Source organism: Aeromicrobium sp. (genome assembly GCF_047606445.1).
In the GTDB taxonomy this organism is placed as follows: domain Bacteria; phylum Actinomycetota; class Actinomycetes; order Propionibacteriales; family Nocardioidaceae; genus Aeromicrobium.
In genome coordinates this window covers 14,003-37,322 of the sequence record NZ_JASGEK010000003.1, presented here as the reverse complement: position 1 = coordinate 37,322, position 23,320 = coordinate 14,003, and the positions used below count along the sequence as shown (strand labels likewise).

Sequence of the window (23,320 nt, the reverse complement as noted above, 5' to 3'; positions counted from 1 at the left end):
GCAGGGCCAGCAGGCGCCCGCCCCGCAGCAGGCCGGCCCGGGTCGGCCCGGCGCCCCCGGTCAGCCGGGTCAGCCCGGTCAGCCCGGCGGTCGTCGCTGACCGACCCGCCGGTCTCGGCCCCGCGAGGAGGGGAGGCGAAGGCCCGGAGTCCTGAGGCTCCGGGCCTTCGGCCTGTCCGGGACGGGTCAGTCGCTCCGATAGCCCACGCCGCGCACCGTGGTGACCACGTCGGACCCGAGCTTGCGGCGCAGCGCCGCCACATGGACGTCGACGGTGTTCGACCCCTCCCCGTCGGGCTCCTCGCCCCACGCCTGTCGGCGCAGCTGGTCGCGCGACAGGGCCTGGCCGCGGTGGCGCGCGAAGGCGGTGAGCAGGTCGAACTCCCGCGGCGACAGGTCCACCTCGACGTCCCCGAGGCGGCAGCGCCGCGCGCCGACGTCGACGGTGACGCGTCCGAGGTCGAGCGTGTCGCTCGTCGGGGTGGCCGAGGCGCCGAGCCGCAGGCGGATGCGGGCCACCAGTTCGGCCAACCGGAACGGTTTGGTCACGTAGTCGACGGCGCCGCCTTCGAGGGCGGCCAGCGTGTCGCGTTGACCGGTGCGGGCGGTGAGGACGACGACGGCCACGGAGGGATGCCAGGTCCGCAGGTAGGAGAGCACGTCGTGGCCGTCGACGTCGGGCAGGCCGAGGTCGAGCAGCACGAGGTCGACCGGACCGGCGGCGAGCTCGGCGACGGCGGCTCCGCCGTCGGCCGCGGTCCGCACGACGAACCCGGCCGCTCGCAGGCCGCCGACGAGGAAGGACGAGATGCGCGGCTCGTCCTCGACGACGAGAATCTGGGTCATGCTTCCTCCTGGGCGGGGATGGCGATCTCGAAGGTGGCGCCCGGAAAGGCGCCCGGCTCGGCGGGGTCGAGCAGCCGCACCCGTCCTCCGTGCGCCTCGGCGATCGCCGAGGTGATGGCGAGGCCGAGGCCGTGGCTGTCGCGGCGGCTCTGATCGGCGCGACCGCGGCCGAACCGGTCGAAGACCCGCTCACGGTCCTGGGCCGGCACGCCCGGGCCGGAGTCGCCGACGAGAAGGCGCAGCTCGTCGTCGGCCAGCGTCGCGCGAACGCCGACGAGGTCGCCGGTCCGGGTGTGGCCGACGGCGTTGTCGACCAGTGCCATGACAGCCTGGGTGATGCGGCCGGGGTCGAGGTCGACCGTCGCCCCGGTCCGTGTGTCGACGCGCCAGTCGCGGTGGGCCAGCGGTCTGACCTTCGTGACGACGCGTCGGACGAGCGCGTCGACGTCGGTCGGCACGCGCCGAAGGAAGTCCGGGTTGTGGGCGTCGGCGAGGACCAGGAGGTCGGCGACGAGATCGGTCATGCGGTCGATCTCCTCCAGGACGATCTCGTGGGTCTGGGCCACCGACTCGGGGTCGGCGAGGGCGGTGGTCTCCAGATGGCCCCGCATGATGGTCAGCGGCGTGCGCAGCTCGTGGCCGACGTCGTCGAGCAGGTCCCGTTGCGTCGTGACGGCCGACTGCAGCGCGTCGAGCATCGAGTTCACGGTCCGCTGCAAGCGGCTCAGGTCGTCGCGACCGGTGACGGGGACCCGCTGGTCGAGGTCGCCGGCGGTGATCGAGGCCGCCGTGCGCTGGAGTCGGCGCAAGGGGCTGAGCACGCGCCCGGCGATGGACCACGCCGACATCCCGGTCACGATGACCACGGCGAGGCAGATGAGCGCGAAGGTGGTCGCCAGGTCGTCGATGCTGCGCATCGTGGCGCTGAGGTCGCTGACGACGACGAGATGGCCCGTCGTGGAGCTGTCGTGGACTTCGAGCACGGCGTAGGCCAGGGTCGCGCTGTCGGAGGCGACGACGCGCGACCCGCCCCCCGACAGCTCGCGGGCCGCCCGCAGGGCGCCGTCGGTCCGCGCCGCCGATGTCTCGCCGTTGTCGAGGGCCGCCCCGTCGACCACGGCGATCACCGACTGATTCGGCGGGACGACCGCGTTGGCGGCGAAGTGGCTGAGCAGTTCAGCCGCTGTGGCGGTCGGGGAGTTCTCCTCGTGGTGGCGGAAGTGGCTGAGGACCGCGTCGGCGTCGGCGGAGGCGTCGCTCAGCGCGCGATGCTCGGCGACGCGCAGAATCGCGTAGCCGGTCACGATGAGCGCGAGGAGGGTCCACGAGGTGACGGCGAGGGCGAGCCGGGAGCGGACCGTCACGCGGTCGAAGAGGGACGACACCCGGTTCAGCGGCGGTGCTGGTTCCGGCCGTCTCGTCGCCCGTCGTCCCCGGTGCCGCCGCGGCGGTCGTCGTCGCCGCTCTCGCCGACCCGCACGGTTCCGCCGGAGGGCTGGACAGCCGTCGGCGACGGGGCCTGGTCCGTCGACGAGGACTGGCCCGTCGGCGACGTGGTGCTCGCGGCCGTCGACTGCGAGGCCGGCTGCGTCGACGGATCGGCGGGTTCCGCCTCGGCGCCGCCGAGGTCGGGGCCGGTCGGACCGGCGTTCTCCGGCGTCTCGGCGACGGTGTCGTCGGAGGCCGGATCGGACGACGTGTCCGGGGACGCCATGTCGGTCCGCAGCACTGCGGCGGTGTCCGGGCCGACGATCGGCGGCAGGGTCAGACGTGTCGCGATGACGCATCCCAAACCGACGACGCACGTGAGACTGACGAGCGTCATGCCTCTGGTCTTGTCCATGGCCTCCATGGTAGGCGCTGCGGCCCGGCGGGGGTAGTCCCGCGCCGCGATGTGGCACAGTTCTTCCGTGGCGATCTGGCGTGACGTGACCGGAGCGGGGGCCGAGCCGTCCTCCGCGCCGACTGCGGTCACGGTGGGGACGTTCGACGGCGTCCATCGCGGGCACCAGACGCTGCTCGACCGCTCCCGCGAGCTCGCCGCCTCAGGCGGCCTGCGGGTCGTCGCGGTGACCTTCGACCCCCACCCCGTCGCAGTGTTCGCGCCCGACCGCGCCCCGGCGCTGCTGACCGGGATCGAGCGGCGCGTCGAGCTGTTGCGCGAGGCCGGCGCCGACGACGTCCGGGTGCTCGCCTTCGACCGCGAGATGGCCGGCTGGACGCCGGAGGAGTTCGCCCGACGGGTGCTGGTCGACGACCTGCGCGCCGCGCACGTGGTGGTGGGGGAGAACTTCACCTACGGGCGCAAGGCGTCGGGCGATGTGGCGACGTTGAGCGCCTTCGGCGCGGAGCACGGCTTCGCCGTCGAGGGCCTGGAACTGTTCGGCGGCGACGAGGAGTTCTCCTCGACGCTGGTGCGGCGGCTGGTGGCCGCCGGCGAGGTGGCCGCGGCCGCCGACGTGCTCGGCCGCGCGCCGGAGTCGACCGGAGTGGTGGTCCGCGGCGACCGGCGCGGGCGGGAGCTCGGCTTCCCGACGGCCAACATCCCCGTGCCCGCCGGCGTGGCGACCCCCGCCGACGGGGTCTACGCCGCACGGGTGGCCGTGCTCGACGGCTCGCACGCCGGCGAGCGGTGGCCCGCGGCGGTGTCGGTCGGCGACAACCCGACCTTCGACGGCGCCGAGCGTCGCGTCGAGGCCCACGTTCTCGACCGGAGCGACCTCGACCTCTACGACACCTCGATCCGCGTCGAGTTCGTCGCCCGGCTGCGCGGCATGACCGCCTTCGACTCCATCGACGCGTTGGTCGACCAGATGCGCGCCGACGTCGAGCGCACCCGCACCCTGCTGGCCTGATAGGGTGGGGCCGCCGTGTACCGGCCGCGGATTCCAGTGCCCCGATGAACATGCTTGGGTGCGCCGCGCTACGAGCCTCTAGGAGAGACATGTCGAAGAAGACTGCCGCGCCCACTGTGACGGGCCTGTCCAAGTCGGAGATCATCGAGCAGTACGCGACCCGCGAGGGCGACACCGGCTCCCCGGAGGTTCAGATCGCGCTGCTCACCGCGCGCATCGCGCACCTGACCGAGCACCTCAAGGAGCACAAGCACGACCACCACAGCCGTCGTGGCCTGCTGCTGCTCGTCGGTCAGCGCCGTCGCCTGCTCAACTACGTGCAGAACACCGACATCGAGCGCTACCGCTCGCTCATCGAGCGACTGGGCCTGCGTCGCTGATCCTCGCCTCGGGCGGTCGTCCTCCTCGGACGGCCGCCCGTCGTCGATCATCGGCCCCTCACAACTGAACACGTCATATCCCGACGAGCGACCAGACAAGCATTCGGTCCTCGGTAGTGGCCTTCGGAGCATCGTTCCGCGGGCCTCGATCGAAGACCGGCAGCGTGACCGTCCGGTCGGCTCGTCCCACCGCGGGCGCCGCCCGCAGAAGGGACACTCATGTCCGATTCCATCCATTCGGTCGAAGCCGTCATCGACAACGGCCGCTTCGGCACCCGCACGGTCCGCTTCGAGACCGGCCTGCTGGCCCGCCAGGCCGGCGGCGCCGTCTCGGCGTTCATCGACGACGACACCATGCTGCTGTCGACCACCACGGCCAGCAAGCAGCCCAAGGACCACTTCGACTTCTTCCCGCTGACGGTCGACGTCGAGGAGCGCATGTACGCCGCGGGCCGCATCCCGGGCTCGTTCTTCCGTCGTGAGGGCCGCCCCAGCGAGGACGCGATCCTCACCTGCCGCCTGATCGACCGCCCGCTGCGCCCGACCTTCAAGAAGGGGCTGCGCAACGAGGTCCAGGTCGTCATCACGGTGCTGGCGCTCAACCCCGACGTCGCTTACGACGTGCTCGCGATCAACGCCGCGTCCGCGTCCACGCAGATCTCCGGTCTGCCGTTCTCCGGTCCGATCGGCGCGACCCGCGTCGCCCTGATTGACGGCCAGTGGGTCGCCTTCCCGACGCACAGCCAGCTCGAGCACGCCGTGTTCGACATGGTCGTCGCGGGCCGGGTCGCGCGCCAGGAGGACGGCACGAGTGACGTCGCGATCATGATGGTCGAGGCCGAGTCCACCGAGAAGACCTGGGACCTCGTGCAGAGCGGCGTGCAGGCGCCGACCGAGGAGATCGTCGCCGGTGGTTTGGAGGCCGCCAAGGCCTTCATCCGCCAGCTGTGCGAGGCGCAGAGCGCGCTCGCCGGCGCCGCGGCCAAGCCGGTCCAGGACTTCCCGGTCTTCCTCGACTACGAGGACGACGCCTACGAGGCCGTCGCGAAGATCGCCACCGACGCGTTGACCGAGGCGCTGACCATCGTCTCCAAGGCCGACCGCGAGGCCCGCGAGGCCGAGATCAAGGCCGACGTGCTCGACCAGATCGGCGAGGACTTCGTCGGCCGCGAGAAGGAGCTCGGCGCGGCACTGCGCTCGCTGACCAAGAACCTCGTGCGCGAGCGCGTCCTGCGCGACAAGGTCCGCATCGACGGCCGCGGCCTGGCCGACATCCGCGAGCTGTCGGCCGAGGTCGGCGTCGTCCCGCGCGTGCACGGCTCGTCGCTGTTCCAGCGCGGCGAGACCCAGATCATGGGCATCACGACGCTGAACATGCTCGACATGGAGCAGAAGCTCGACACGCTCAGCCCTGAGACGAGCCGTCGCTACCTGCACAACTACAACTTCCCGCCGTACTCGACCGGTGAGACCGGCCGGGTCGGCTCGCCGAAGCGCCGCGAGATCGGCCACGGCGCGCTCGCCGGCCGCGCGCTGCTGCCGGTGCTGCCGACGCGCGAGGAGTTCCCGTACGCGATCCGTCAGGTGTCCGAGGCGCTCGGCTCGAACGGCTCGACGTCGATGGGCTCGGTCTGCGCCTCGACGCTCGGCCTGCTCGACGCCGGCGTGCCGCTGCGCGCCCCGGTCGCGGGCATCGCGATGGGCCTCATCTCCGGCGAGGTCGACGGCGAGACGCAGTACGTCACGCTGACCGACATCCTCGGCGCCGAGGACGCCTTCGGCGACATGGACTTCAAGGTCGCCGGCACGCGTGAGTTCGTCACGGCCCTGCAGCTCGACACCAAGCTCGACGGCATCCCGGCCGACGTGCTGGCCGGCGCGCTGACCCAGGCCCGCGACGCCCGCTTCGCGATCCTCGACGTCATGGCCGAGGCCATCGACGCGCCGGACGAGATGAGCGAGTTCGCCCCGCGCATCATCACGGTGAAGATCCCGGTCGACAAGATCGGCGAGGTCATCGGCCCGAAGGGCAAGATGATCAACCAGATCCAGGACGACACGGGCGCGAAGATCTCCGTCGACGACGACGGCACGGTCTACGTGGGCGCCGACAACGGCGAGGCCGCCGAGGCCGCCCGTTCGGCGATCAACGCCATCGCCAACCCGACGATGCCCGAGGTCGGCGAGCGCTACCTCGGCACGGTCGTCAAGACGGTCGACTTCGGCGCGTTCGTCTCGCTGCTCCCGGGCAAGGACGGCCTGCTGCACATCAGCAAGCTGCGCGAGCTCAACGGCGGCCAGCGGGTCAACAACGTCGAGGACGTCGTGTCCGTCGGCCAGAAGATCCAGGTCGAGATCGCCGAGGTCGGCGACCGCGGCAAGCTGTCGCTCATCGTCGCCTCGACCGACGAGGAGAAGGCGGCCCAGGACGAGGCCTCCGACGCCGAGTGATCTGACGCAGCCCTGACCGAAGGGGCCGCCGGTGTGCTCACACCGGCGGCCCCTTCGTCGTCCCGGTTTGACAAAGCCGGGGGGGGGGATTGAATCTGCGGCATGACAGAAGAAGAGTTGGCGGTGGTCGGCGAGCGCCGGGTGACGACGGGGATGCGGGTGGCGTTGACGGTGGTCAGCCTGCCGATGGTGGCGTGGTGCCTGGTCAGGGCCGTCGACGCGGTGAGGTGGATTTCCGAGGCTGATTACTCGGAGTTCCCGGATTACTCGGAGGCTCTTTACCTGTGGGATTGGATCGTGCTCTTTGAGGTGATGGCCGTGATGGTGGTGGGTTTCGCCGGGTTGGCGTTGACGTGGACGAGGCATGCGCGCCGTGTTCCGTGGATGCTGATCGGTGCCGCCGTGTGGGAGGTCGTCCTCTGGCCGCTGCTCGTTTTCCCTCTGGTGGATCGGTTGGTGCATTACCCCTGGCCTGCCGGCTTCTTCGACCTCGGTTATTACTGCGAGGTGTATCTCCGGTGGCACTTGGGTCTTCGAGGGAATCTTCTCTGTGGCCTGTTCGGAGTTCTCGTCTTCCTGGTCGCCCTGGTGGGCGCGTTGATCGTTCTGCTGGTGATGCGTGCGCCCGTGCGGGAACGGCCGTCGGGTCCTGCGGTGCGGGTTCCGGAGGGGTCGTATGCGGTGTCGGCGATGGGGCACACGTCAGGCCCGTACGATGCGGCCGGGTTGCAGGGCCTGGTCGGCTCGGGACGGCTGACGCCGCAGACGCAGGTCTCGTTCGACGGCGGCGGGTGGTTTGCCGCCGAGGAGGTGCCCGGGCTGTTCGCCGGTCCGGGGGAGAAGCAGTTCACGACGGCGCTGGTGTTGTCGATCCTCATCGGCGGATGGGGTGTCGACCGTTTCTACCTCGGCTATACGGGCCTCGGGATTGTGAAACTGCTGACCTGTGGCGGCCTCGGCGTGTGGACGATCATCGACATCATCCTCATCGCCACCGGCAAACTCCCCGCCGCCGACGGCACACCGCTGCGACGGTAGCTCAGGCGACAGTGCGTAGCTCGAAGCGGAGGCCGAGAGCGCCAGCCACTTTGACCATGGTCGACCAGGTCGGATTGCCGTCTTCGGAGAGGGCCTTGTAGAGGCCGTCTCGGCTCATGCCCACACGGCGGGCGAGTTCGCTCATGTTCTGCGAGCGGGCGATCACGCCGAGAGCGCGCGGGACGGCGGAAGGAACCTCGGCGGCGTCCTCCAAGGCGACCTCCAAGTAGAGGCCCACGTCATCGAGCGTCTTCAGATGGTCGGCGGCGTCGAAAGCACCTTCACGCATGTGTCGAAGTTATCCGACAGACACGTCGAGCGGTCGGGATGGTCCGGCCGATTCCGAGCGTCCTGGGCAGGTCGCCTCCCCATAGACGGGATGCTGTTGCTGATTGAGGACGCATCTGGGCGAGGGTGCGCGAACAAGTGAGTATCATCGGCGTCATGGATACTGTGGCGTCTTTTGCGCACGCCTCGGGCGCTGGGCAGCCGATCATGTCGCCGGAGCAAGCCGACCGGCTCATGATCGAAGTGGAGAAGGGACAGCAGGTCGCGGGCCACTTCCCATCGGCAGTCGCGCTGGACCGTGCACGTCGGGTGCTTGACGGCACGATCACTCCAGAGCAGGCGCTCCGTGAGATCACGGCACGCTTCGCGTGATTCGATCTGACAAATACTGCTATCCCGGGACAGGGGTGCTCAAAAACCGTCTCGACATCAGGAACTCCGAGACCCTCGACGAGGTGATGAACGACCTCGCCTCGGTGATGTGGGTGTTGATCCGGTCGCACCCGGAGACTCCGAGCGTGGAGCGGTTGTTCGATATTCATAGGTCCATGTTCGGGCGGATCTTCGGATGGGCTGGCGAGCTGAGAACGGTGCGGTTGTCACCGGCCGGATTTGACCGTGACTACTGCCCGCCGAACGAAGTGGCGTCAAGGCTGGAGGATCTGTCCGCGCAATTGCGGGACACCGACTATCTGAGCGGCTTGGATCGGTGGGAGTTCTGTGTTCGTCTCGCTGAACATTGGGCCGAGGTGACGTTTATCCATCCGTTTAGAGACGGGAATACCCGGTCGCAGAGTCTCTGGGTTTCGGAACTGGCAGCCCATGCGGGTTATGAGCTTGACTGGTCGAGGATCGATCCGTTGGCCCTGCGGGATGTGAGGCTGCGGTCGTGGAACGGCTTTCCCATGACGCTCGCGGACTATCTCTTTGACCGTTTACTGCTCGTTGGGGCGGCTCCGGTCGCTCCGAGGTTCGACCAGCCATCGTCCGAGGTGTTCGCCGTCGTTGATCGCTACTGTGGGGTTGTCCGTTGAGGCACGCCATCACAGAGGTAGGGGAAGTAGGGCCCCGCATGGAGAACAAGCCGATCTTTGGAGCGATCCCTGATTTCGGCGGGGAGTCGTGGGAGGACGCGTTCTCTGAAGAGGCGGAGCAGGAAGTCTCAGCCTTGTTCGCCGAGGAATCGCGTCCCATCGTTTAAGACTCAGGTCACGGGATGGAGTTTGGTCGCTGGCTCGCCGCTATGCCTCTCCGGCTCAGAGTTCGTCGAGGTAGTGCGGGCGGGCCTTCATCGCGTGGATGATCAGTTCGTGGCCGCTGTCGAATACGAGCGTGATGAGTTCGAGGAGTCGACCGGCCGGATCCGTGCCGATCATGGGCCAGTGGCGTGGGTCGTCCTCATCGTCGAGTGGAGGACATGGTCGACGGCGTACAGCACGGCGTCGTCGCTGAGGCGATCACGCTTGTAGTGCTTGCGAGCCGACGGATGAAGCTCAGCTGGCATGCGTCCACTCGCGGACTGCGGCGCGGATCGCCTCGGACCGTGTCGTGATGCCTTCGGCTTTCGCGCGTTCGGTCAGCGCTGCGATGGTCGCGGCGTCGAGCCGCACCGGCACCACGGTTCCGGGGCCGTCGCCCACCGGAGGGCGACCGCGACGCGGTGGCGGGAGTTGCGACAGGTCGTAGCCGGCCTCGGCCTCGTCGGCCCACGCTTGGATCTGCTCGTCGCTGACGGGCTTCCCATGGATCAGTCGCCCATTCATGGAATGACCGTATACGAAAACGCTGTCGGATAGAAGCCTCAGACCACCAAGATCTCGGCCGTGGCGCGGGAGCGGCCGAGGTAGGAGATGGAGACGCGGCCGGGGGAGTCGGCGCGCCAGGTGACCTCGGCGCGCCAGCGCCAGCGACGGTCGCGGGACCAGCGGATCGACGTCGAGGGGTCGGCGTCGGTGGCGATGACCTCGCCGTCGCGCTCGACCTCCAGATACGTCGGGCGCAGGACCGCGTTGGGGTGGTCTGCGCGGAACTCCACGACCACTGTCTCGCCGACGCGCGCGGACGTGGGGGCGGACGCCACCGAGATCGGGCCGCGACGCGACCAGCGGGGCGAGCCGACCGGGCTCTTCAAACCCGGTCGTGGCGCCGGATGGGGGTCCGGGGTGGGCATGCCCACGGAGCCGAGCGAGCGGGCCAGCACGCGCGCCTCCTCGGTCAACGCCGCCAACTCACAAGCCCCGAAGATCGTGGAGCCGCCCTCGTACAACTGCTCCTGATACTCCTGCGGCGTCGTCACATAGTGGCCGTAGCCGTTCGCGTAGCCCTGCAGCACGACGCTCTCGACGTCCACGCCGAGCTCGGCGGCCACCGCGCGGCGGATCCTCAGACCCGACACCACCGTCACCTCGAACGGCAGACACACCAGACACAGCTCGCCGAGTTGGACGACCTGCAGCGGATAGGTCTCCTGCACCCAGCCGAGCGAGCCCACCGGCAGGAACAACTCCTTCGGCGCGTGCGCCGCGCCCACGTCGGGCCGTAGCTGGTACAGCAGACGGCTCACCCACCGCAGGAGCGTGTTGCGACGGCCCTCGTGGAACAGCGGCGAGCCCGGCCCGTCGGTCAGCTTCCCGGCGGCGAAGCTCGCCCCCAGGATCGCTCGGCCCGTCCGGCGGCCCTCGACCTCACGATGGGCCAGACGGACCGTCGTCGACACCGCGCGCACCACGGGTGTCAGCGTCTCGCCCGACTCCTCGGCCAGCGCCCGCGCCGAGTCGAGCTGCCGCTCGGCGATGATCCGGGTGTTCTCCCGCTCGTCGTCGGTCGGCCCCGTGCCCGGCTGGAGGTCGAGGTTGGGGGAGAGGTCGCCCGCGTTCGTCTGCGCGAAGGCCGTCACCGCCCGGCCGTCCAGCTCGCGCTCCCACGTCCACGCGGCCAGTCCCTTGTTGTCGGCGCTGATCAGCCGGTTCTGATTCGTCATCGAGGTGTTGTGCACGCCGAACCAGTGCACCGCGCCCGCCAGGCTCCCGTCGCGCTCGATCCGCAGCAGCCGGGCCGCCGGGTCGATCCCGTCCGGGAACATCGCCTTCTCGGCGGCCGGATTGCGTTCGAACGCCGCCCGCGCGCGGTTCGCGCTGGCGTCGCGCAACTCGCCGCGCGCCATCGACACCTCGGCGGGCGCGAGGTCGTCGTGCGCGGCCGCGACCGCCTCGACCACGCCCGCGACCAGCCGTTCGAAGGTGCGCTGATGGAAGCCCGCCGTGGTGATGTTGTAGAGGATGTCCGTGCTGTGCCCGCCGGGACCGCAGTGCGTGTGCGTCGCCGTCAGCACGACGTTGCGCGCCGTGTAGAGGTCGCCGAACCGCTCGGCCAGCCGCCGCAGGATCTCGGTCACCGAGGAGTGGAAGAACATGCCGATGTCGGCCACCACATAGGCCACCCGGTCGCCGCCCGCCTCGAGGACGAAGGCCCGCGCGTACTGCCGGGAGAGGAGGCCGACGGTGCGCTGGTCGGGCATGCCGTAGCCCATCATGCCGACGCCCCAGGGCTCTCCGGTGATGTCGGTGAGGCCACGGCCGACCGCCCAGCTCTGAGACATGCGTCCAAGTATCGGGCAGGTCGGACCCAGCCACTACGCTGGCTCCCATGACTGCTGTGGCCGTGATCGGCGCGAAGGGACGGATGGGATCGACCTCGGTGGAGGCGATCGAGAAGAGCGGCGATCTGGAGGTCGTGGCGAAGATCGACCTCGGCGACGACTTCGCCGCGATCACCGACGGCGGGGCGACCGCCGCGCTGGTCTTCTCCACTCCGGAGGTCGCCCTCGACCACATCCGCTGGTGCGTCGAGCGGGGCGTGCACGTCGTCGTCGGCACCTCCGGCTTCGACGACGAGCGGATCGACCGCGTCCGCGCGCTCTGCGAGGCGCACCCGGGCGTCGGCGTGCTCATCGTGCCGAACTTCTCCATCGGCGCGGTGCTCATGATGAAGTTCGCGGCCGTCGCCGCGCCCTTCTTCGAGTCCGTCGAGGTGATCGAGATGCACCACCCCGACAAGGTCGACGCCCCCTCCGGCACCGCCACCCGCACCGCCGAGCTGATCGCCGCCGCCCGCGCCGAGGCCGGCTCGGCGCCGCTGCCCGACGCCACGACCACCGACCCCGACGGCGCACGCGGCGCGAAGGTCGCGGGCGTGCCCGTGCATGCGGTGCGGGCGCGCGGCTTCATCGCCTCCCAGGAGGTGCTGCTCGGCGACACCGGTGAGATCTTCAGCCTGCGGCACGACTCCTCGACCCGCGAGTCGTTCATGCCGGGCGTGCTCGCGGCGCTGCGCGCCGTGGCCGACCGTCCCGGCGTGACGGTCGGCCTCGACGCCGTGCTGGGGCTCTGAGTCAGAGGCCCTTCAGCACCGAGGTCAGCAGGTCGGCGACGCCTCCGGCGGAGCCCTTCTGGCCGCCGGTCAGGCTGCCGAGGATGTCCTGGACCACGTTGCCGCTGTCGGCGGTGACCTTGCCGCCGTCTTTCTGCGCGGTGTTCTTGGCCAGCCAGGCCAGCACGATCGGCGCGATGATCGGCAGCACCTTCTGGATCAGGCCCTGCGTGCCGCCCCCGGACAGCTGCTGCGCGACGGCGTCGTTCTGGTCGCCGAAGATGTGGCCGAGGATCTTCTGACCGTCGGCGAGGTCGATCTGGTCCAGCGAGAGGCTGTCGAGGAAGCCGAGGTCCTTGGAGGCGAGCGCGCTCGCCAGAGCCTGGGCGCCGCTGGCCTGGGAGGCGTTCTGCTCCAGGCTGCCGGTCAGCAGCCGCACCGCGCCGTCGACGGCCTTCTTCGCGTCGGCGTCGGACACGCCGAACTGGGAGGCGATCTGGTCGACGGGGATGGAGGCGAGCAAGTCGTTGATGTCAGACATGAGGGTCCTTTGGAAGACGATGGGTGTGCTGAGCGTACTCAGATCAGGCGCACGAGGGCGGTGGCGGCCGCCGCGAGCACCAGCATCGGCAGGAACGGCACCCGCGCCAGCAGGCAGGCCACCGCCACCGCGACCCCGGCGAGCCGCGCGTCGTGCACCACCTCGCGGTCGCCCGCGGCGGTCTGCACCGCGACGAGCGCCGCGAGCAGGCCCACCGGGATCAGCGCCGTCACCCGCACTGTGTGCCGGTGTTCCAGGATCGACGCGGGCACGCTCAGCCCGGCCAGTTTGAGCGCGTAGCAGCCCGCGCAGACGAGCAGCACCGCCCACCAGAGTTCACTCATCGCGGTCTCCCCGCCACAAGAGCCCGAGGGCCACCGCGGTCAGCCCGCCGAGGATGATCGGCACGCCCGGCGCGGTGAATGGCACGAGCAGCAGCGCCAACACCATCGCCACGACGGCGAGAACCCGCGTGTGGGTCGAGTCGAGCCGGGGCCACAACAATCCGAGGAAGGCCGCCGCCACCGCCCCGTCGAGGCCCACCGCTTTCGGGTCGCCGATGGCGTTGCCTGCGACCGCGCCGGCCGCCGTGGTGAGGTTCCAGACGCAGAAGATCGTCAGGCCGGTCCAGTAGAAGCCGAGTCGCGCCTGACGGTCGGTGTCGCGGGTGACGGCCATCGCGGTGGACTCGTCGATGACGAGGTGCGCGGTGAGCGGTCGCCGCCAGCCGGTCGCGCCCAGCCGCTGGGCCAGGCTGATGCCGTAGAAGGTGTTGCGCGCGCCCAGCAGGACCGAGGTGAGCGCTCCGGCGACCGGCGAGCCGCCCGCGCCGATCACGCCGAGGAAGGCGAACTGGGAGGCGCCGGTGAAGGCCAGCAGCGACAGCGCGCAGGTCTGCCAGACGCTCAACCCGGCCGCCGGTCCGAGCGCTCCGAAGGTGACGCCGTACAGGCCGACGCCGATCCCGACGCCGAGCGAGTCGCGCACGACCGACCGCTCGGTCGCGTCCTGCGGCCTCATGCGATCTGGGTGTGCAGGCGCACCTGGGGGAGACGGCGCCCGTCGGGGGCTTCCAGCTCCCGGTGGGCCCCGTCGGGCGACCAGCCCGAGGAGACCAGCAGGGCGCGCGTGGCGTCGTCGGTCGAGGGCAGCCACATGCGCAGCAGCGTGAACCCGTCGGCGACCGCCGTGTCGACCGCCGCCTGGACGAGGCGGGAGCCGTGCCCGACACGCCGGGCGTCGGGGTCGACCGCGAGGTCGCCGATCTCGGCGTCGGTGGCCGGGTCGGCGTCAGGGTCGGCGCCCGGATGCACGACGACGTAGCCGCGCGGACGGGGGCCGTCGAGGGCCACCAGCACCCGGAACCGCGCCTCCTGGGGAGCGGTCAGCGTGGCCGACCAGCGGGCGGCGTGCTCGTCGAGGTCGCCGAAGGCCTCCTCGATCTGATCGGCTCGGACCCACGTGCCGGTCCAGACGTGTCGTTGGATCGACGCGAGGGCGACGGCGTCGTCAGCCCAGCCGAGACGCACCGAGCGGTCGGGCGAGAGGGTCACACGAAGGACTCGATCAGATCCGACTGCGCTCCGTCGGCGTCGAGCATCGTCGCGGTCATCGACACATTGCGCAGCGAGGGCCACACCTCGAAGGCGAGGACCGCGAGACCCGGAACGCCGGCCACGAGGATCGGCCAACCGCCGGCGCCGACGAAGAACGCCACGATCACCGCCAGCAGCATCGGAGCCTCGCAGATCGTCAGCTTGCGCACCGTCTGCGCCGCGTAGACGCCGATGGCGGTGCTGCGGTTGTCGTCGGGGTCGTCGTCGGGGTCGAGCGGCACGGCGCTCAGCCAGACCCGCTCGGCCAGCACGGCGCTCAGCGCGACGGCCACGAGCAGGCCGATCCAGACCACGGGGGACGGGAACGGGGCGTCGGTGCCGCCGAGCATCCAGAACAGGGCCGCGAGGAAGCCGGCCGTCAGCAGGATCTGCAGGATCGCGAAGGTCCGTAGCTCACGAGGAGTGGCGTCGTACTCGTTCTGGGCCATGCAGGTGATCTTATTCATAGGCGGTAGCCTGCGGACATGCAGCCGTATCTCGACCTCGTGCGCCGCATCCTCGACGACGGAACCGAGAAGGACGACCGCACGGGAACGGGCACCCGCAGCGTCTTCGGCCATCAGACCCGCTACGACCTCACCGCCGGATTTCCGCTGGTCACGACGAAAAAAGTCCACCTTCGGTCGGTGATCGGCGAGCTGTTGTGGTTCGTCTCCGGCGACACCAACGTGCGTTGGCTGCAGGAGAACGGCGTCACCATCTGGGACGAGTGGGCGGACTCAGACGGCGAGCTGGGGCCGGTTTACGGGCACCAGTGGCGCTCCTGGCCGACGCCGTCGGGGGAGACGGTCGACCAGTTGCGCGGGGTGGTCGAGGCGCTGAAGGCCGACCCGGACTCGCGGCGTCACATCGTCAGCGCGTGGAACGTCGCCGACCTCGACCGCATGGCGTTGGCTCCCTGCCACGCCTTCTTCCAGTTCTACGTCACCCCGCAGACCGACGGTCCGGGGCGGCTGAGCTGTCAGATGTACCAGCGTTCGGCCGACGTGTTCCTCGGCGTGCCGTTCAACATCGCCTCGTACGCGCTGCTGACGCATATGGTCGCGCAGGTGGCTGGCTTGGAGGTGGGCGACTTCGTGCACACCCTCGGCGACGCCCACCTGTACCTGAACCACCTCGACCAGGCGCGCGAGCAGTTGACGCGGGAGCCACGCCCGCTGCCGACGCTGCGCCTCGACCCGTCGGTCACCGACATCGACGGCTTCGCCTTCGACTCCTTCGAGGTCGTCGGCTACGACCCGCACCCGGCGATCAAGGCGCCGATCGCCGTATGAGCGCTCAGGGGGCGACGCTCGTCGTCGCGATGGGGACGAACCGGGTCATCGGCGTCGACGGGGGACTGCCCTGGCGGCTGGCTGAGGACCTGGCGCACTTCAAGCGGCTCACGATGGGCGGCGCGCTGGTGATGGGCCGGGCCACCTATGAGTCCATCGGGCGGCCATTGCCGGGACGGTCGACGGTCGTGGTCACTCGGGACCGCTCGTGGGGCGCTGAGGGCGTCGAGGCGGCCCACGAGGTGTCGGCCGCCGTCGAGCTGGCGGGGGAGTTGGCCGACGAGGTGTTCGTGGTCGGCGGCGCGCAGGTCTACGCCGCCGCGCTGGAGGCGGGCCTGATCGACCGCATGGTCGTCACCCGCGTCGCAGCCGCCCCCGACGGCGACACCTTCTTCCCCCAGATCGACTGGCAGGCCTGGGACGAGGTCGCCGTCCTGCCCGGCGAGGGCCTCGACGGCGACCAGCGGATCGCCTTCGAGATGGTCACGTACCAGCGCCTCTGAGCCGGGTCAGAAGGTCGGCCTGCGCGAGGGCGAATCCGATCACCAGCAGCCAGACGAGTATGTATGGCGTACCGGTGTTCGGCAGAGCGTCGGTCGCGGCGGGGATGATCCCGCTGCCGCTGCCGAGCGCCGGGGTCTGTCCGACCATCTGACCGCCAGGTTCGCTCCCGGTGGTCGGCGCGCCGCCGCTGAACGGGGTCGACACGGGTGCGGCGGCCAGCGGCTCGCCGCCGTAGACCACCGATCCGTCGGCGGCCTGATAGGTCATCCACGCGACGGTCTGGGTGAAGTGCGGACTGGGCTGGCTGTAGTCGCAGACGCCGTCGGGGAAGACCGCCTGCAGGCGCGACACCTGTTCCTCGCTCAACGTCTGGGGCGTGTAGTCGGCTGGATCGAGGGGCCGCAGAACGCAGTCGGAGTTGTCCGAATAGTTGCCGTCGCCGGCCACGATGCGGGGGCTGTCGAACCTGGTCTGATACAGGTCGGTTCCCGGGCCGAGCCCGCACAGCGTCTCGGAGACCGGGTCGACGACGAGGTGGGAGGCCGGGTCCAGAGCGGGGCGCAAGCCGTCGGCCAGGTCGATCGCGCCGCCGGTCAGATCGGCGACCACCGGATCGGCCAGCGGCAGGAAGACGCCGTCCTCGTCCGAGGTTCCGCTGACGTTGCTGCACCGGTCGTGGATGTTCTCGGTCTCGCGGGCCTGGACGATCTTCTGCGACAGCGGGACGTCGCGACTGTCGGCCTCGACGGTGCTGAGCCAGCGGTCCATCTCCAGGAGGGCCTGCGTGCTGTAGCCCGGATCGCCGATGAGCGGGAACGCGCCGTACCAGATGACCTGGTTGTCGGCATTGCCTTGTTCGCGGATCAGCCGGTCGCGGGTGACCCAGGAGAACCGCGCGTCGTGCGCGATGCCCGGGTCGGGGCCGCGGTGGTCGATGATCGCCACCTCGGACAGGTTGGAGGCGGTGTCGAGCATGCCGCTGCGGTAGGCGTTCGCCACCGCCGTCGGGTCCGCCTCGGTCCGTTCGGCCTGCGGCTGGATGTCGATGGTCAGTCCGCCGACGTCCTCGTTGAGGCTGACGAACTGCTCGGCGGTGATGATGCCCTCCTTGAGGGCGTTGAGGCCGTACTGGACGCCGACGTTGCCGAAGGGCAGCGCCGCGAAACCGCGTCCGGCGGCCTGCTCGGCCGGGGTCCAGACGCTCGGGTCGCGCGGGCCGAAGATGTTGATCGAGCCGTCGATGATCGAGCAGCGCACACCGGCCGGATTGGTCTCGGGGTCGTACACGGTGCTCTCGTCGATGCCGGGGCAGAGCGTCGTGGGATCGGTGGCCTCCTTGTACAGCAGCTCGTCGGCCGAGATCGCGTTGAGATGGGAGAGGTGCCCTTCGACCGCGGCCCACTGCGGCGGGGTGAAGCCCGCCGACATCCCCTCGCCGCCCTCGAAGTACAGCCGCAGCAGGTGGGTGTCGGTGAACTCCAGGCCGGGGGTCAGCGCGTCGGGGAAGGAGCAGGTGGTGATGAGGCCCTGGTAGATGCCGGGATAGGCGTTGGCGATGGTCTGCTGGGCGATCGATCCGCCCGAGCAGCCGCTGCCGATGGTGTAGCGCACCGATCCGTACGTCTCGGCGAAGTGCTCCTTGGCCATCATCAGCGATTCGGCGCCGGACGCCACGCTGCAGTTGTGGCCGGTGTTGGACAGCGCGGTCGAGACCGTGGCGAAGCCTCGCGAGAGGGCGACGGTCGGGCTGTCGCCGACGGCGTCGGCCGCGCCGTCGGGAAGGAAGAAGGTCAAGGTGCCGGAGTAGTCCTGAGTGGGCGCCAGGCCTGTGCGGTGGGCGACGCCGCAGTTGCCGCCGTGCGGGATGAAGATCTTGCCGTTCCACTGTTCCTGCGGGCTCCAGCGGTCCCATTCCCGGTCGGGCTGCCAGAGCATCGCGATGCGGTACTGGTCGCGGTCCTGATAGCCGGTCTCCACGCGGACGACGAAGGGGATGGTGACGCCTTCGTCCGTGGTCGTGGTGGCGACGTCGCCGGGCGGGTCGGCGGGGTCGTATTCCTGCAGGCCGTCCTTGGACGGGTCGGTCGACTTGTACTGCCAGGTGATCTGCGGCTCGGCGGTGCAGTCCTCGTCGACGGCGCCGTCCTGGCATCGCCACGGCTCCAGCTGGGGTCCGGCGAAGATCGGGCCGCCGCGCGGGTGGTTGGTGATGGTCAGCCAGGCTCCGCGACCGTCGGGCAGTCGGGCGGTGAGCTCGTTGGCGCCGAGGTCGAGGTCGGTGACCAGACCCTCGACCTGTCCGTTGGGGCGCACGGCGAAGGCCGAGGTGACCTCGCGGTCGACGGCGGTCAGATCCTTGTGCCGGTCGCGCGCGACCCAGACGCGCAGGTCGGCGGGGTCGGCTCCGGCCGGGAGCGTGACGCGGAGGAGCGCGTTGCCGTCGAAGACGAGGTCGGCGCGGTTCGACAGCGTCTCCAGACGCAGTTCGCCGTCGGCGGCCGCAGCGGGCGTGAGCGGGGCGACGAGGAGCGTCGCCGTCAACGCGGCGACGAGCCACGCGCCGAGTCGACCGATGTGATGGATGTCACGTCGTTGCATCGTCGCAATCTACTCTCGGGTCACCGCCGAGGTCAAGGCGAAGTTGTCCAAACGTCTCACTTATGAGTCAGCTCAACAGCGCGATCTGTCGGCTGGTGGCGACGAGGCGCCCCTCGCGGTCCCAGAGGCGCACGTCCTCGTCGTGGAAGCCGCTCGTGACCTGGTGGGTGACGACCTCCATGAGCGCCCAGTCGGTCGAACAGCGCCGCCAGAAATGGACGGTGAGCTGAATGGTCGAGGACGCGAGCTCGTTGTACTCGGCGACGACCGGGGGATAAGAGTCGACGATGGCCCCGGCGGCGAGCGAGTCGATCGGCCGTCCGTCGACCGGGCGGATCCAGAAGGTCGCCGACGGGTCGCCGCTCGGCGCGCCCGCCATCCAGCCGGGCGTCGACGCGTGGCGCGTCGTGTACCGGTCGGCGATGGGGATGGCGCCGGTCGGCCACCCCTCGGTCGGGTCGAGGCCCTCCTCCGGCGCGATGATCGCGGGCGCCTCCGGCTCGCCGTGACGCTTCTCGCCGGCCCGGTCCGCGTCGTGCAGGCTGATCGTCGCGTGGGCGATCGGCTGGCCGTCCTGGCTGAGCACGGCGGTGTACGTGGCGACCCGGCGACCCTCCCGCACCGGCGTCACCTCGACCGTCGTCGGCCCCGGTTTCGTCGCTTTGAGATAGCTCACCGACACCGACAGCGGATCGGGCCGGTCGGACTCCTCCAGCGTCGCGCGCAACAGCACCGCCAGCAGATAGCCGCCGTTCGCCGTGCCCGCCGGAGTGTTCCACTCATCGCTCAGGTCGAGGGCGCGGACGCCCGGCGAGACGCGGGTCGACGCGGTGGCGAGGTCGAGTTCGAAGGTCATGGCGTCATGATGGCGCACGGCTCGGACACGCCTCGCCGCGTGGCGGGGGCGGGGTGGCGGCGAGCCCGTCGAGGAGCAGGTCGAGGGCGTAGCCGAACTCGACCTCGGGGTCGCAGGTGTGGCCGGTGGCGGCGACTGACGCGACCATGGCGACGAGCCGGGGGTAGCGCTCGCTGTGCTGGCGCAGGGCGGCGTCACGCTCGCCGGGGTCCTCGGGCAGCTCGGGAGCGGGCAGCACCTCGCGCGTGAAGCCCCACAAGCGGGTGCCGAGGGCGTGCATCGCGTAGTGCACGCGGTCGGGGTCGAGTCCGCCGTCGCTCAGATGGCCGCAGACCGCGTCGAGATGGGCGAGCGCCGAGGCGGGAGCGGCCCGGCGTGTCTCGATGGCCGCGGGGAGCCAGGGGTGGCGGCCGACGACCGCCCGTGCGGCGAGGATCCGGGCGCGCACCGCCTCGCGCCAGTCGGCCTGTCCGACGGTCCCGATCTCGCTCAGGGATCGGTCGACCATCGCGTCGATCAACTCCTCGCGATGGCCCACGTGGTTGTAGAGCGCCATGGGGGTGACGTCGAGTTCGGTCGCGAGTCGCCGCATGGACACGACGCCGAGCCCCGACTCGTCGGCGAGATCGATGGCCGTGGACACGATCCGCGTCCGCGTCAGGCCGGGGCGGCGGGAACGGCTCGTTGACATATATACACCGTACATATAGCGTGACGAAGCAGTTGATATACGGCGTATATAGGGGATGTGATGACGACTTCTCGGTCGCGACAGCTGTCGGCGGGCCTGTGCTATCTGTCCACTCACGTGACCTCGGTCGCGGCGGTGGTGGTGCTCGCGGCGCCGCTGGAGGAGGGATGCCGGACGACCGGGGGATTGGTCGCCGGCGCCGTGCTGGAGCTCGCCCTGGCGCTGAGCTGCGTCGGCAGCGGCCTGCTGGTGGCGCTCCTGCTCCGCCGGCGCCATGGCGGGCGCGCTGGCCGTGCCGGTCTTCGTCTTCGAGATCTGCTTCGCGGTGATCCTGGTCGCCGGGCGTCTATCGGCGTCCGCGCGATAACCTCGGACCATGATGTCACCGCTCGCCTCGGACAGCGCGCCCTTCGGTCGGGTGCTCACCGCGATGGTCACGCCGTTCACCCCGGACGGCGACCTCGACCTCGACGGGGCCCAGAAGCTCGCCACCCATCTGGTCGACTCCGGCAACGACGGCCTCGTCGTCTCCGGCACCACCGGCGAGTCGCCGACCACCACGGGCCAGGAGGACGGACAGCTGCTCGGCGCCGTCCTGGAGGCCGTCGGGGACCGTGCCACGGTCGTCGCGGGCGTCGGCACCAACGACACGCGCCACTCGGTCGAGTTGACGCAGGCGGCCGTCGAGCGCGGCGCGCACGGACTGCTGCTCGTCACGCCGTACTACTCCAAGCCGCCGCAGGCGGGCGTCGTCGGGCACATCGACGCGGTCGTCGCCGTCGCGGGCGACGTGCCGGTCATGCTCTACGACATCCCCGGCCGCACCGGCACCGAGCTGTCGCGCGAGACGTACCTCGCGATGAACGACCGGCCCGGCGTCACCGCCGTCAAGGACGCCGTCGGCGACCTGCACCGCGGCGCCTGGATCATGGAGAACACCGACCTCGCCCTCTACTCCGGCGACGACGTGCTCAACCTCGGCTGGCTCGCCGTCGGCGCCGCGGGCGTCGTCAGCGTCGTCGGCCACGTCGCCGCCGACCGGTACCGCGCGATGGTCGATGCGGTCGACGCGGGCGACCTCGCCACCGCCCGCCGGATCGACCGCGAGCTGATCCCCATCGTCGCGGCGATCATGGGACAGACGCAGGGCGCCATCGCTGCCAAGGTCGCGATGCACGAGTCGGGCGTCATCGGATCGCCGAAAGTGAGGCTGCCGCTCTCGCCGGCCACCGACGAGCAGGTCGCGGTCATCCGCGAGGCCCTGGCGGGAGCGGTCGCATGAGCCACCTGCACCTGGAACTGCCCGCCCCGCCGCCGCTGCCCGAGGGCGCGCTGCGCGTCTTCGCCCTCGGCGGCCTCGGCGAGGTCGGCCGGAACATGACCGTCTTCGAGTACGGCGGCAAGCTGCTGATCGTCGACTGCGGCGTGCTCTTCCCAGACGAGCACCACCCGGGCGTCGACCTGATCCTGCCCGACTTCGAGCCCATCCGCGACCGACTCGACGACATCGTCGCCATCGTGCTGACCCACGGGCACGAGGACCACATCGGCGGCGTCCCCTACCTGCTGCGCGAGCGCGACACGATCCCTGTCGTCGGCTCGGAGCTGACCCTCGCGCTCGTCGCGCCGAAGCTGCGCGAGCACAAGCTCAAAGAGGTCCCGAAGCACACCGTCACCGAGGGCGAGGTGCTGGAACTCGGTCCGTTCTCGTGCGAGTTCGTCGCGGTCAACCACTCCATCCCCGACGCCCTCGCCGTCGCCATCACCACGCCTGCGGGCGTCGCGCTGCACACCGGCGACTTCAAGATGGACCAGCTGCCGCTCGACGGCCGGATCACCGACCTGCGCGCCTTCGCGCGGCTCGGCGAGGCGGGCGTCGACCTGTTCCTGACCGACTCCACCAACGCCGACGTGCCGGGCTTCACCACGCCCGAGCGCGACATCACCCCGGCCATCGACGCCGTCTTCGCGCGCAGCAACCAGCGCATCATCGTGGCGTCCTTCGCATCGCACGTGCATCGTGTGCAGCAGGTGCTCGACGCGGCCGCCAAGCACGGCCGCAAGGTCGCCTACGTCGGGCGTTCGATGGTCCGCAACATGCAGATCGCCCGCGACCTCGGCTACCTCAAGGTGCCCGACGGCGTCGTGGTCGACCGGATCGACGCCGCCCCGCCGCACAAGATGGTGCTCATGTCCACCGGCTCCCAGGGCGAGCCGATGGCGGCCCTGTCGCGCATGGCCAACAACAGCCACCAGCAGGTGCAGCTGGAGCCCGGCGACACGGTCCTGCTGGCCTCCTCGCTCATCCCCGGCAACGAGAACGCCGTCTACCGCGTCATCGACGGGCTCACCAAGCTCGGCGCGACGGTCGTGCACAAGGGCAACGCGCTCGTGCACGTCTCCGGTCACGCCTCGGCCGGCGAGCTGCTGTACTGCTACAACATCGTCAAGCCGAGCAACGTCATGCCGGTGCACGGCGAGATCCGCCACCTGCACGCCAACGGCGCGCTCGCCACGAAGACGGGCGTCCCGAACGTCCTGCTGGCCGAGGACGGCTACGTCGTGGACCTGGTCGACGGCCACGCCAGCATCACCGGCGCCTTCGACTGCGGCTACGTCTACGTCGACGGCTCCTCGGTGGGCGACATCTCCGACTCCGACCTCAAGGACCGCCGTGTCCTGGGGGAGGAGGGCTTCATCTCGGCGGTGGTGGTCATCGACTCCACGACCGGCAAGATCGTCTCCGGCCCGGAGATCCACGCGCGCGGCCTGGCCGAGGACGACAGCGTCTTCGACTCGATCGTGCCGAAGATCGTCCGCTCGCTGGAGGACGCGCTGTCCGAAGGCACCCGCGACACGCGTCAATTGCAGCAGATCGTGCGTCGCACGCTCGGCTCCTTCGCCGGCCGCAAACTGCGCCGCCGCCCGATGATCCTCCCCATAGTCCTGGAGGCGTGACGCGATGTCATGTCGGTGACCCGGACGGGAAATCGATAGGAAACACCGCTCGCCGA

The 23,320-nt window shown here is 70.3% G+C and carries 27 protein-coding genes; 12 read left to right on the top strand and 15 right to left on the bottom strand.

All coding sequences use genetic code 11. The features are described 5' to 3' along the window. Positions 1–186 precede the first annotated feature (186 nt). Genes QM621_RS01050 through QM621_RS01040 form a run of 3 tightly spaced genes read right to left on the bottom strand, consistent with a single transcriptional unit; the run spans position 187 to position 2,689 of the window. A complete protein-coding gene (locus tag QM621_RS01050) occupies positions 187–846 on the bottom strand; it encodes a response regulator transcription factor (protein ID WP_414988491.1) in 660 nt (219 codons plus the stop codon). Beyond that, the gene (locus tag QM621_RS01045) at positions 843–2,231 is read right to left on the bottom strand and encodes a sensor histidine kinase (protein ID WP_414988490.1); all 1,389 of its coding nucleotides are present in this window, start codon (positions 2,229–2,231) and stop codon (positions 843–845) included. Before QM621_RS01045 ends, QM621_RS01050 begins: the two co-directional genes overlap by 4 nt. Positions 2,232–2,236: 5 nt before the next feature. Then, positions 2,237–2,689 carry a hypothetical protein gene (locus QM621_RS01040; protein ID WP_414988489.1) on the bottom strand — a complete coding sequence of 151 codons (453 nt, stop codon included), beginning with the start codon at positions 2,687–2,689 and terminating at the stop codon, positions 2,237–2,239. A gap of 67 nt (positions 2,690–2,756) precedes the next feature. On the opposite strand from QM621_RS01040, the gene QM621_RS01035 reads away from it, so the two are divergent. The 4 genes from QM621_RS01035 to QM621_RS01020 all read left to right on the top strand — a co-directional run bounded on the left by QM621_RS01035 (position 2,757) and on the right by QM621_RS01020 (position 7,570). Continuing rightward, positions 2,757–3,701, top strand: coding sequence for a bifunctional riboflavin kinase/FAD synthetase (locus QM621_RS01035; RefSeq protein WP_414988488.1), 945 nt, complete (start codon positions 2,757–2,759; stop codon positions 3,699–3,701). 89 nt (positions 3,702–3,790) lie between these two features. Next, positions 3,791–4,081, top strand: a complete 291-nt coding sequence (rpsO, locus tag QM621_RS01030) for a 30S ribosomal protein S15 (RefSeq protein ID WP_414988487.1) — start codon at positions 3,791–3,793, stop codon at positions 4,079–4,081. A 219-nt stretch (positions 4,082–4,300) separates the two neighbouring features. Continuing rightward, on the top strand, positions 4,301–6,532 hold the full coding sequence (locus QM621_RS01025) for a polyribonucleotide nucleotidyltransferase (RefSeq protein WP_414988486.1): 2,232 nt from the start codon (positions 4,301–4,303) through the stop codon (positions 6,530–6,532). A gap of 102 nt (positions 6,533–6,634) precedes the next feature. Then, entirely contained in the window at positions 6,635–7,570 is a 936-nt protein-coding gene (locus QM621_RS01020) for an NINE protein (RefSeq protein ID WP_414988485.1), read from the top strand. Between the two features lies 1 nt (position 7,571). On the opposite strand, the gene QM621_RS01015 is transcribed toward QM621_RS01020, so the two are convergent. Next, positions 7,572–7,859 (bottom strand): addiction module antidote protein, encoded by a 288-nt coding sequence (locus QM621_RS01015; RefSeq protein WP_414988484.1) that lies wholly within the window; start codon positions 7,857–7,859, stop codon positions 7,572–7,574. Between the two features lie 155 nt (positions 7,860–8,014). Here QM621_RS01015 and QM621_RS01010 point away from each other — a divergent pair, with 155 nt between their 5' ends. The 3 genes from QM621_RS01010 to QM621_RS01000 are packed head-to-tail and all read left to right on the top strand — an operon-like array spanning position 8,015 to position 9,059. Further along, positions 8,015–8,230, top strand: coding sequence for a hypothetical protein (locus QM621_RS01010; protein ID WP_414988483.1), 216 nt, complete (start codon positions 8,015–8,017; stop codon positions 8,228–8,230). Next, on the top strand, positions 8,227–8,892 hold the full coding sequence (locus tag QM621_RS01005; protein ID WP_414988482.1) for a Fic/DOC family protein: 666 nt from the start codon (positions 8,227–8,229) through the stop codon (positions 8,890–8,892). The genes QM621_RS01010 and QM621_RS01005 overlap by 4 nt, the downstream gene beginning before the upstream one ends. Before the next feature lie 38 nt (positions 8,893–8,930). Further along, entirely contained in the window at positions 8,931–9,059 is a 129-nt protein-coding gene (locus QM621_RS01000) for a hypothetical protein (RefSeq protein ID WP_414988481.1), read from the top strand. A gap of 55 nt (positions 9,060–9,114) precedes the next feature. Here QM621_RS01000 and QM621_RS00995 read toward each other — a convergent pair whose 3' ends face one another. From QM621_RS00995 to QM621_RS00985, 3 genes are all read right to left on the bottom strand, one after another. Then, a complete protein-coding gene (locus QM621_RS00995) occupies positions 9,115–9,234 on the bottom strand; it encodes a toxin-antitoxin system toxin subunit (protein WP_414988480.1) in 120 nt (39 codons plus the stop codon). Positions 9,235–9,351: 117 nt separating this feature from the next. Continuing rightward, the gene (locus tag QM621_RS00990; protein ID WP_414988479.1) at positions 9,352–9,621 is read right to left on the bottom strand and encodes a ribbon-helix-helix domain-containing protein; all 270 of its coding nucleotides are present in this window, start codon (positions 9,619–9,621) and stop codon (positions 9,352–9,354) included. Positions 9,622–9,659: 38 nt separating this feature from the next. Continuing rightward, positions 9,660–11,456 carry a neutral/alkaline non-lysosomal ceramidase N-terminal domain-containing protein gene (locus tag QM621_RS00985; RefSeq protein ID WP_414988478.1) on the bottom strand — a complete coding sequence of 599 codons (1,797 nt, stop codon included), beginning with the start codon at positions 11,454–11,456 and terminating at the stop codon, positions 9,660–9,662. A 47-nt stretch (positions 11,457–11,503) separates the two neighbouring features. Between QM621_RS00985 and dapB the strand changes: the two genes are divergently transcribed. After that, positions 11,504–12,247, top strand: coding sequence for a 4-hydroxy-tetrahydrodipicolinate reductase (gene dapB, locus QM621_RS00980; protein ID WP_414988477.1), 744 nt, complete (start codon positions 11,504–11,506; stop codon positions 12,245–12,247). 1 nt (position 12,248) lies between these two features. Here dapB and QM621_RS00975 read toward each other — a convergent pair whose 3' ends face one another. The 5 genes from QM621_RS00975 to QM621_RS00955 are packed head-to-tail and all read right to left on the bottom strand — an operon-like array spanning position 12,249 to position 14,829. After that, positions 12,249–12,767, bottom strand: coding sequence for a DUF937 domain-containing protein (locus QM621_RS00975; RefSeq protein ID WP_414988476.1), 519 nt, complete (start codon positions 12,765–12,767; stop codon positions 12,249–12,251). 38 nt (positions 12,768–12,805) lie between these two features. Continuing rightward, positions 12,806–13,111, bottom strand: a complete 306-nt coding sequence (locus QM621_RS00970; protein WP_414988475.1) for an AzlD domain-containing protein — start codon at positions 13,109–13,111, stop codon at positions 12,806–12,808. After that, on the bottom strand, positions 13,104–13,787 hold the full coding sequence (locus tag QM621_RS00965; protein ID WP_414988474.1) for an AzlC family ABC transporter permease: 684 nt from the start codon (positions 13,785–13,787) through the stop codon (positions 13,104–13,106). Before QM621_RS00965 ends, QM621_RS00970 begins: the two co-directional genes overlap by 8 nt. Continuing rightward, positions 13,784–14,320 (bottom strand): GNAT family N-acetyltransferase, encoded by a 537-nt coding sequence (locus tag QM621_RS00960; RefSeq protein WP_414988473.1) that lies wholly within the window; start codon positions 14,318–14,320, stop codon positions 13,784–13,786. Before QM621_RS00960 ends, QM621_RS00965 begins: the two co-directional genes overlap by 4 nt. Further along, a complete protein-coding gene (locus QM621_RS00955) occupies positions 14,317–14,829 on the bottom strand; it encodes a hypothetical protein (protein WP_414988472.1) in 513 nt (170 codons plus the stop codon). The genes QM621_RS00960 and QM621_RS00955 overlap by 4 nt, the downstream gene beginning before the upstream one ends. An 18-nt stretch (positions 14,830–14,847) precedes the next feature. On the opposite strand from QM621_RS00955, the gene QM621_RS00950 reads away from it, so the two are divergent. Both QM621_RS00950 and QM621_RS00945 read left to right on the top strand, forming a co-directional pair. Then, positions 14,848–15,657: a thymidylate synthase gene (locus QM621_RS00950; RefSeq protein WP_414988471.1), complete on the top strand. Its 810-nt coding sequence runs from the start codon at positions 14,848–14,850 to the stop codon at positions 15,655–15,657. Beyond that, the gene (locus QM621_RS00945; protein ID WP_414988470.1) at positions 15,654–16,160 is read left to right on the top strand and encodes a dihydrofolate reductase; all 507 of its coding nucleotides are present in this window, start codon (positions 15,654–15,656) and stop codon (positions 16,158–16,160) included. The genes QM621_RS00950 and QM621_RS00945 overlap by 4 nt, the downstream gene beginning before the upstream one ends. Here the strand turns inward: QM621_RS00945 and QM621_RS00940 are convergent. From QM621_RS00940 to QM621_RS00930, 3 genes are all read right to left on the bottom strand, one after another. After that, positions 16,141–18,759: a DUF6351 family protein gene (locus QM621_RS00940; protein WP_414988469.1), complete on the bottom strand. Its 2,619-nt coding sequence runs from the start codon at positions 18,757–18,759 to the stop codon at positions 16,141–16,143. The genes QM621_RS00945 and QM621_RS00940 overlap by 20 nt on opposite strands. A gap of 67 nt (positions 18,760–18,826) precedes the next feature. Next, positions 18,827–19,615: a thioesterase family protein gene (locus tag QM621_RS00935; protein ID WP_414988468.1), complete on the bottom strand. Its 789-nt coding sequence runs from the start codon at positions 19,613–19,615 to the stop codon at positions 18,827–18,829. Between the two features lie 4 nt (positions 19,616–19,619). Beyond that, positions 19,620–20,306, bottom strand: coding sequence for a TetR/AcrR family transcriptional regulator (locus QM621_RS00930; protein WP_414988467.1), 687 nt, complete (start codon positions 20,304–20,306; stop codon positions 19,620–19,622). A gap of 376 nt (positions 20,307–20,682) precedes the next feature. Here QM621_RS00930 and dapA point away from each other — a divergent pair, with 376 nt between their 5' ends. Both dapA and QM621_RS00920 read left to right on the top strand, forming a co-directional pair. Further along, a complete protein-coding gene (dapA, locus tag QM621_RS00925; RefSeq protein WP_414988466.1) occupies positions 20,683–21,588 on the top strand; it encodes a 4-hydroxy-tetrahydrodipicolinate synthase in 906 nt (301 codons plus the stop codon). Continuing rightward, on the top strand, positions 21,585–23,264 hold the full coding sequence (locus QM621_RS00920) for a ribonuclease J (protein ID WP_414988465.1): 1,680 nt from the start codon (positions 21,585–21,587) through the stop codon (positions 23,262–23,264). Before dapA ends, QM621_RS00920 begins: the two co-directional genes overlap by 4 nt. Positions 23,265–23,320 lie beyond the last annotated feature (56 nt).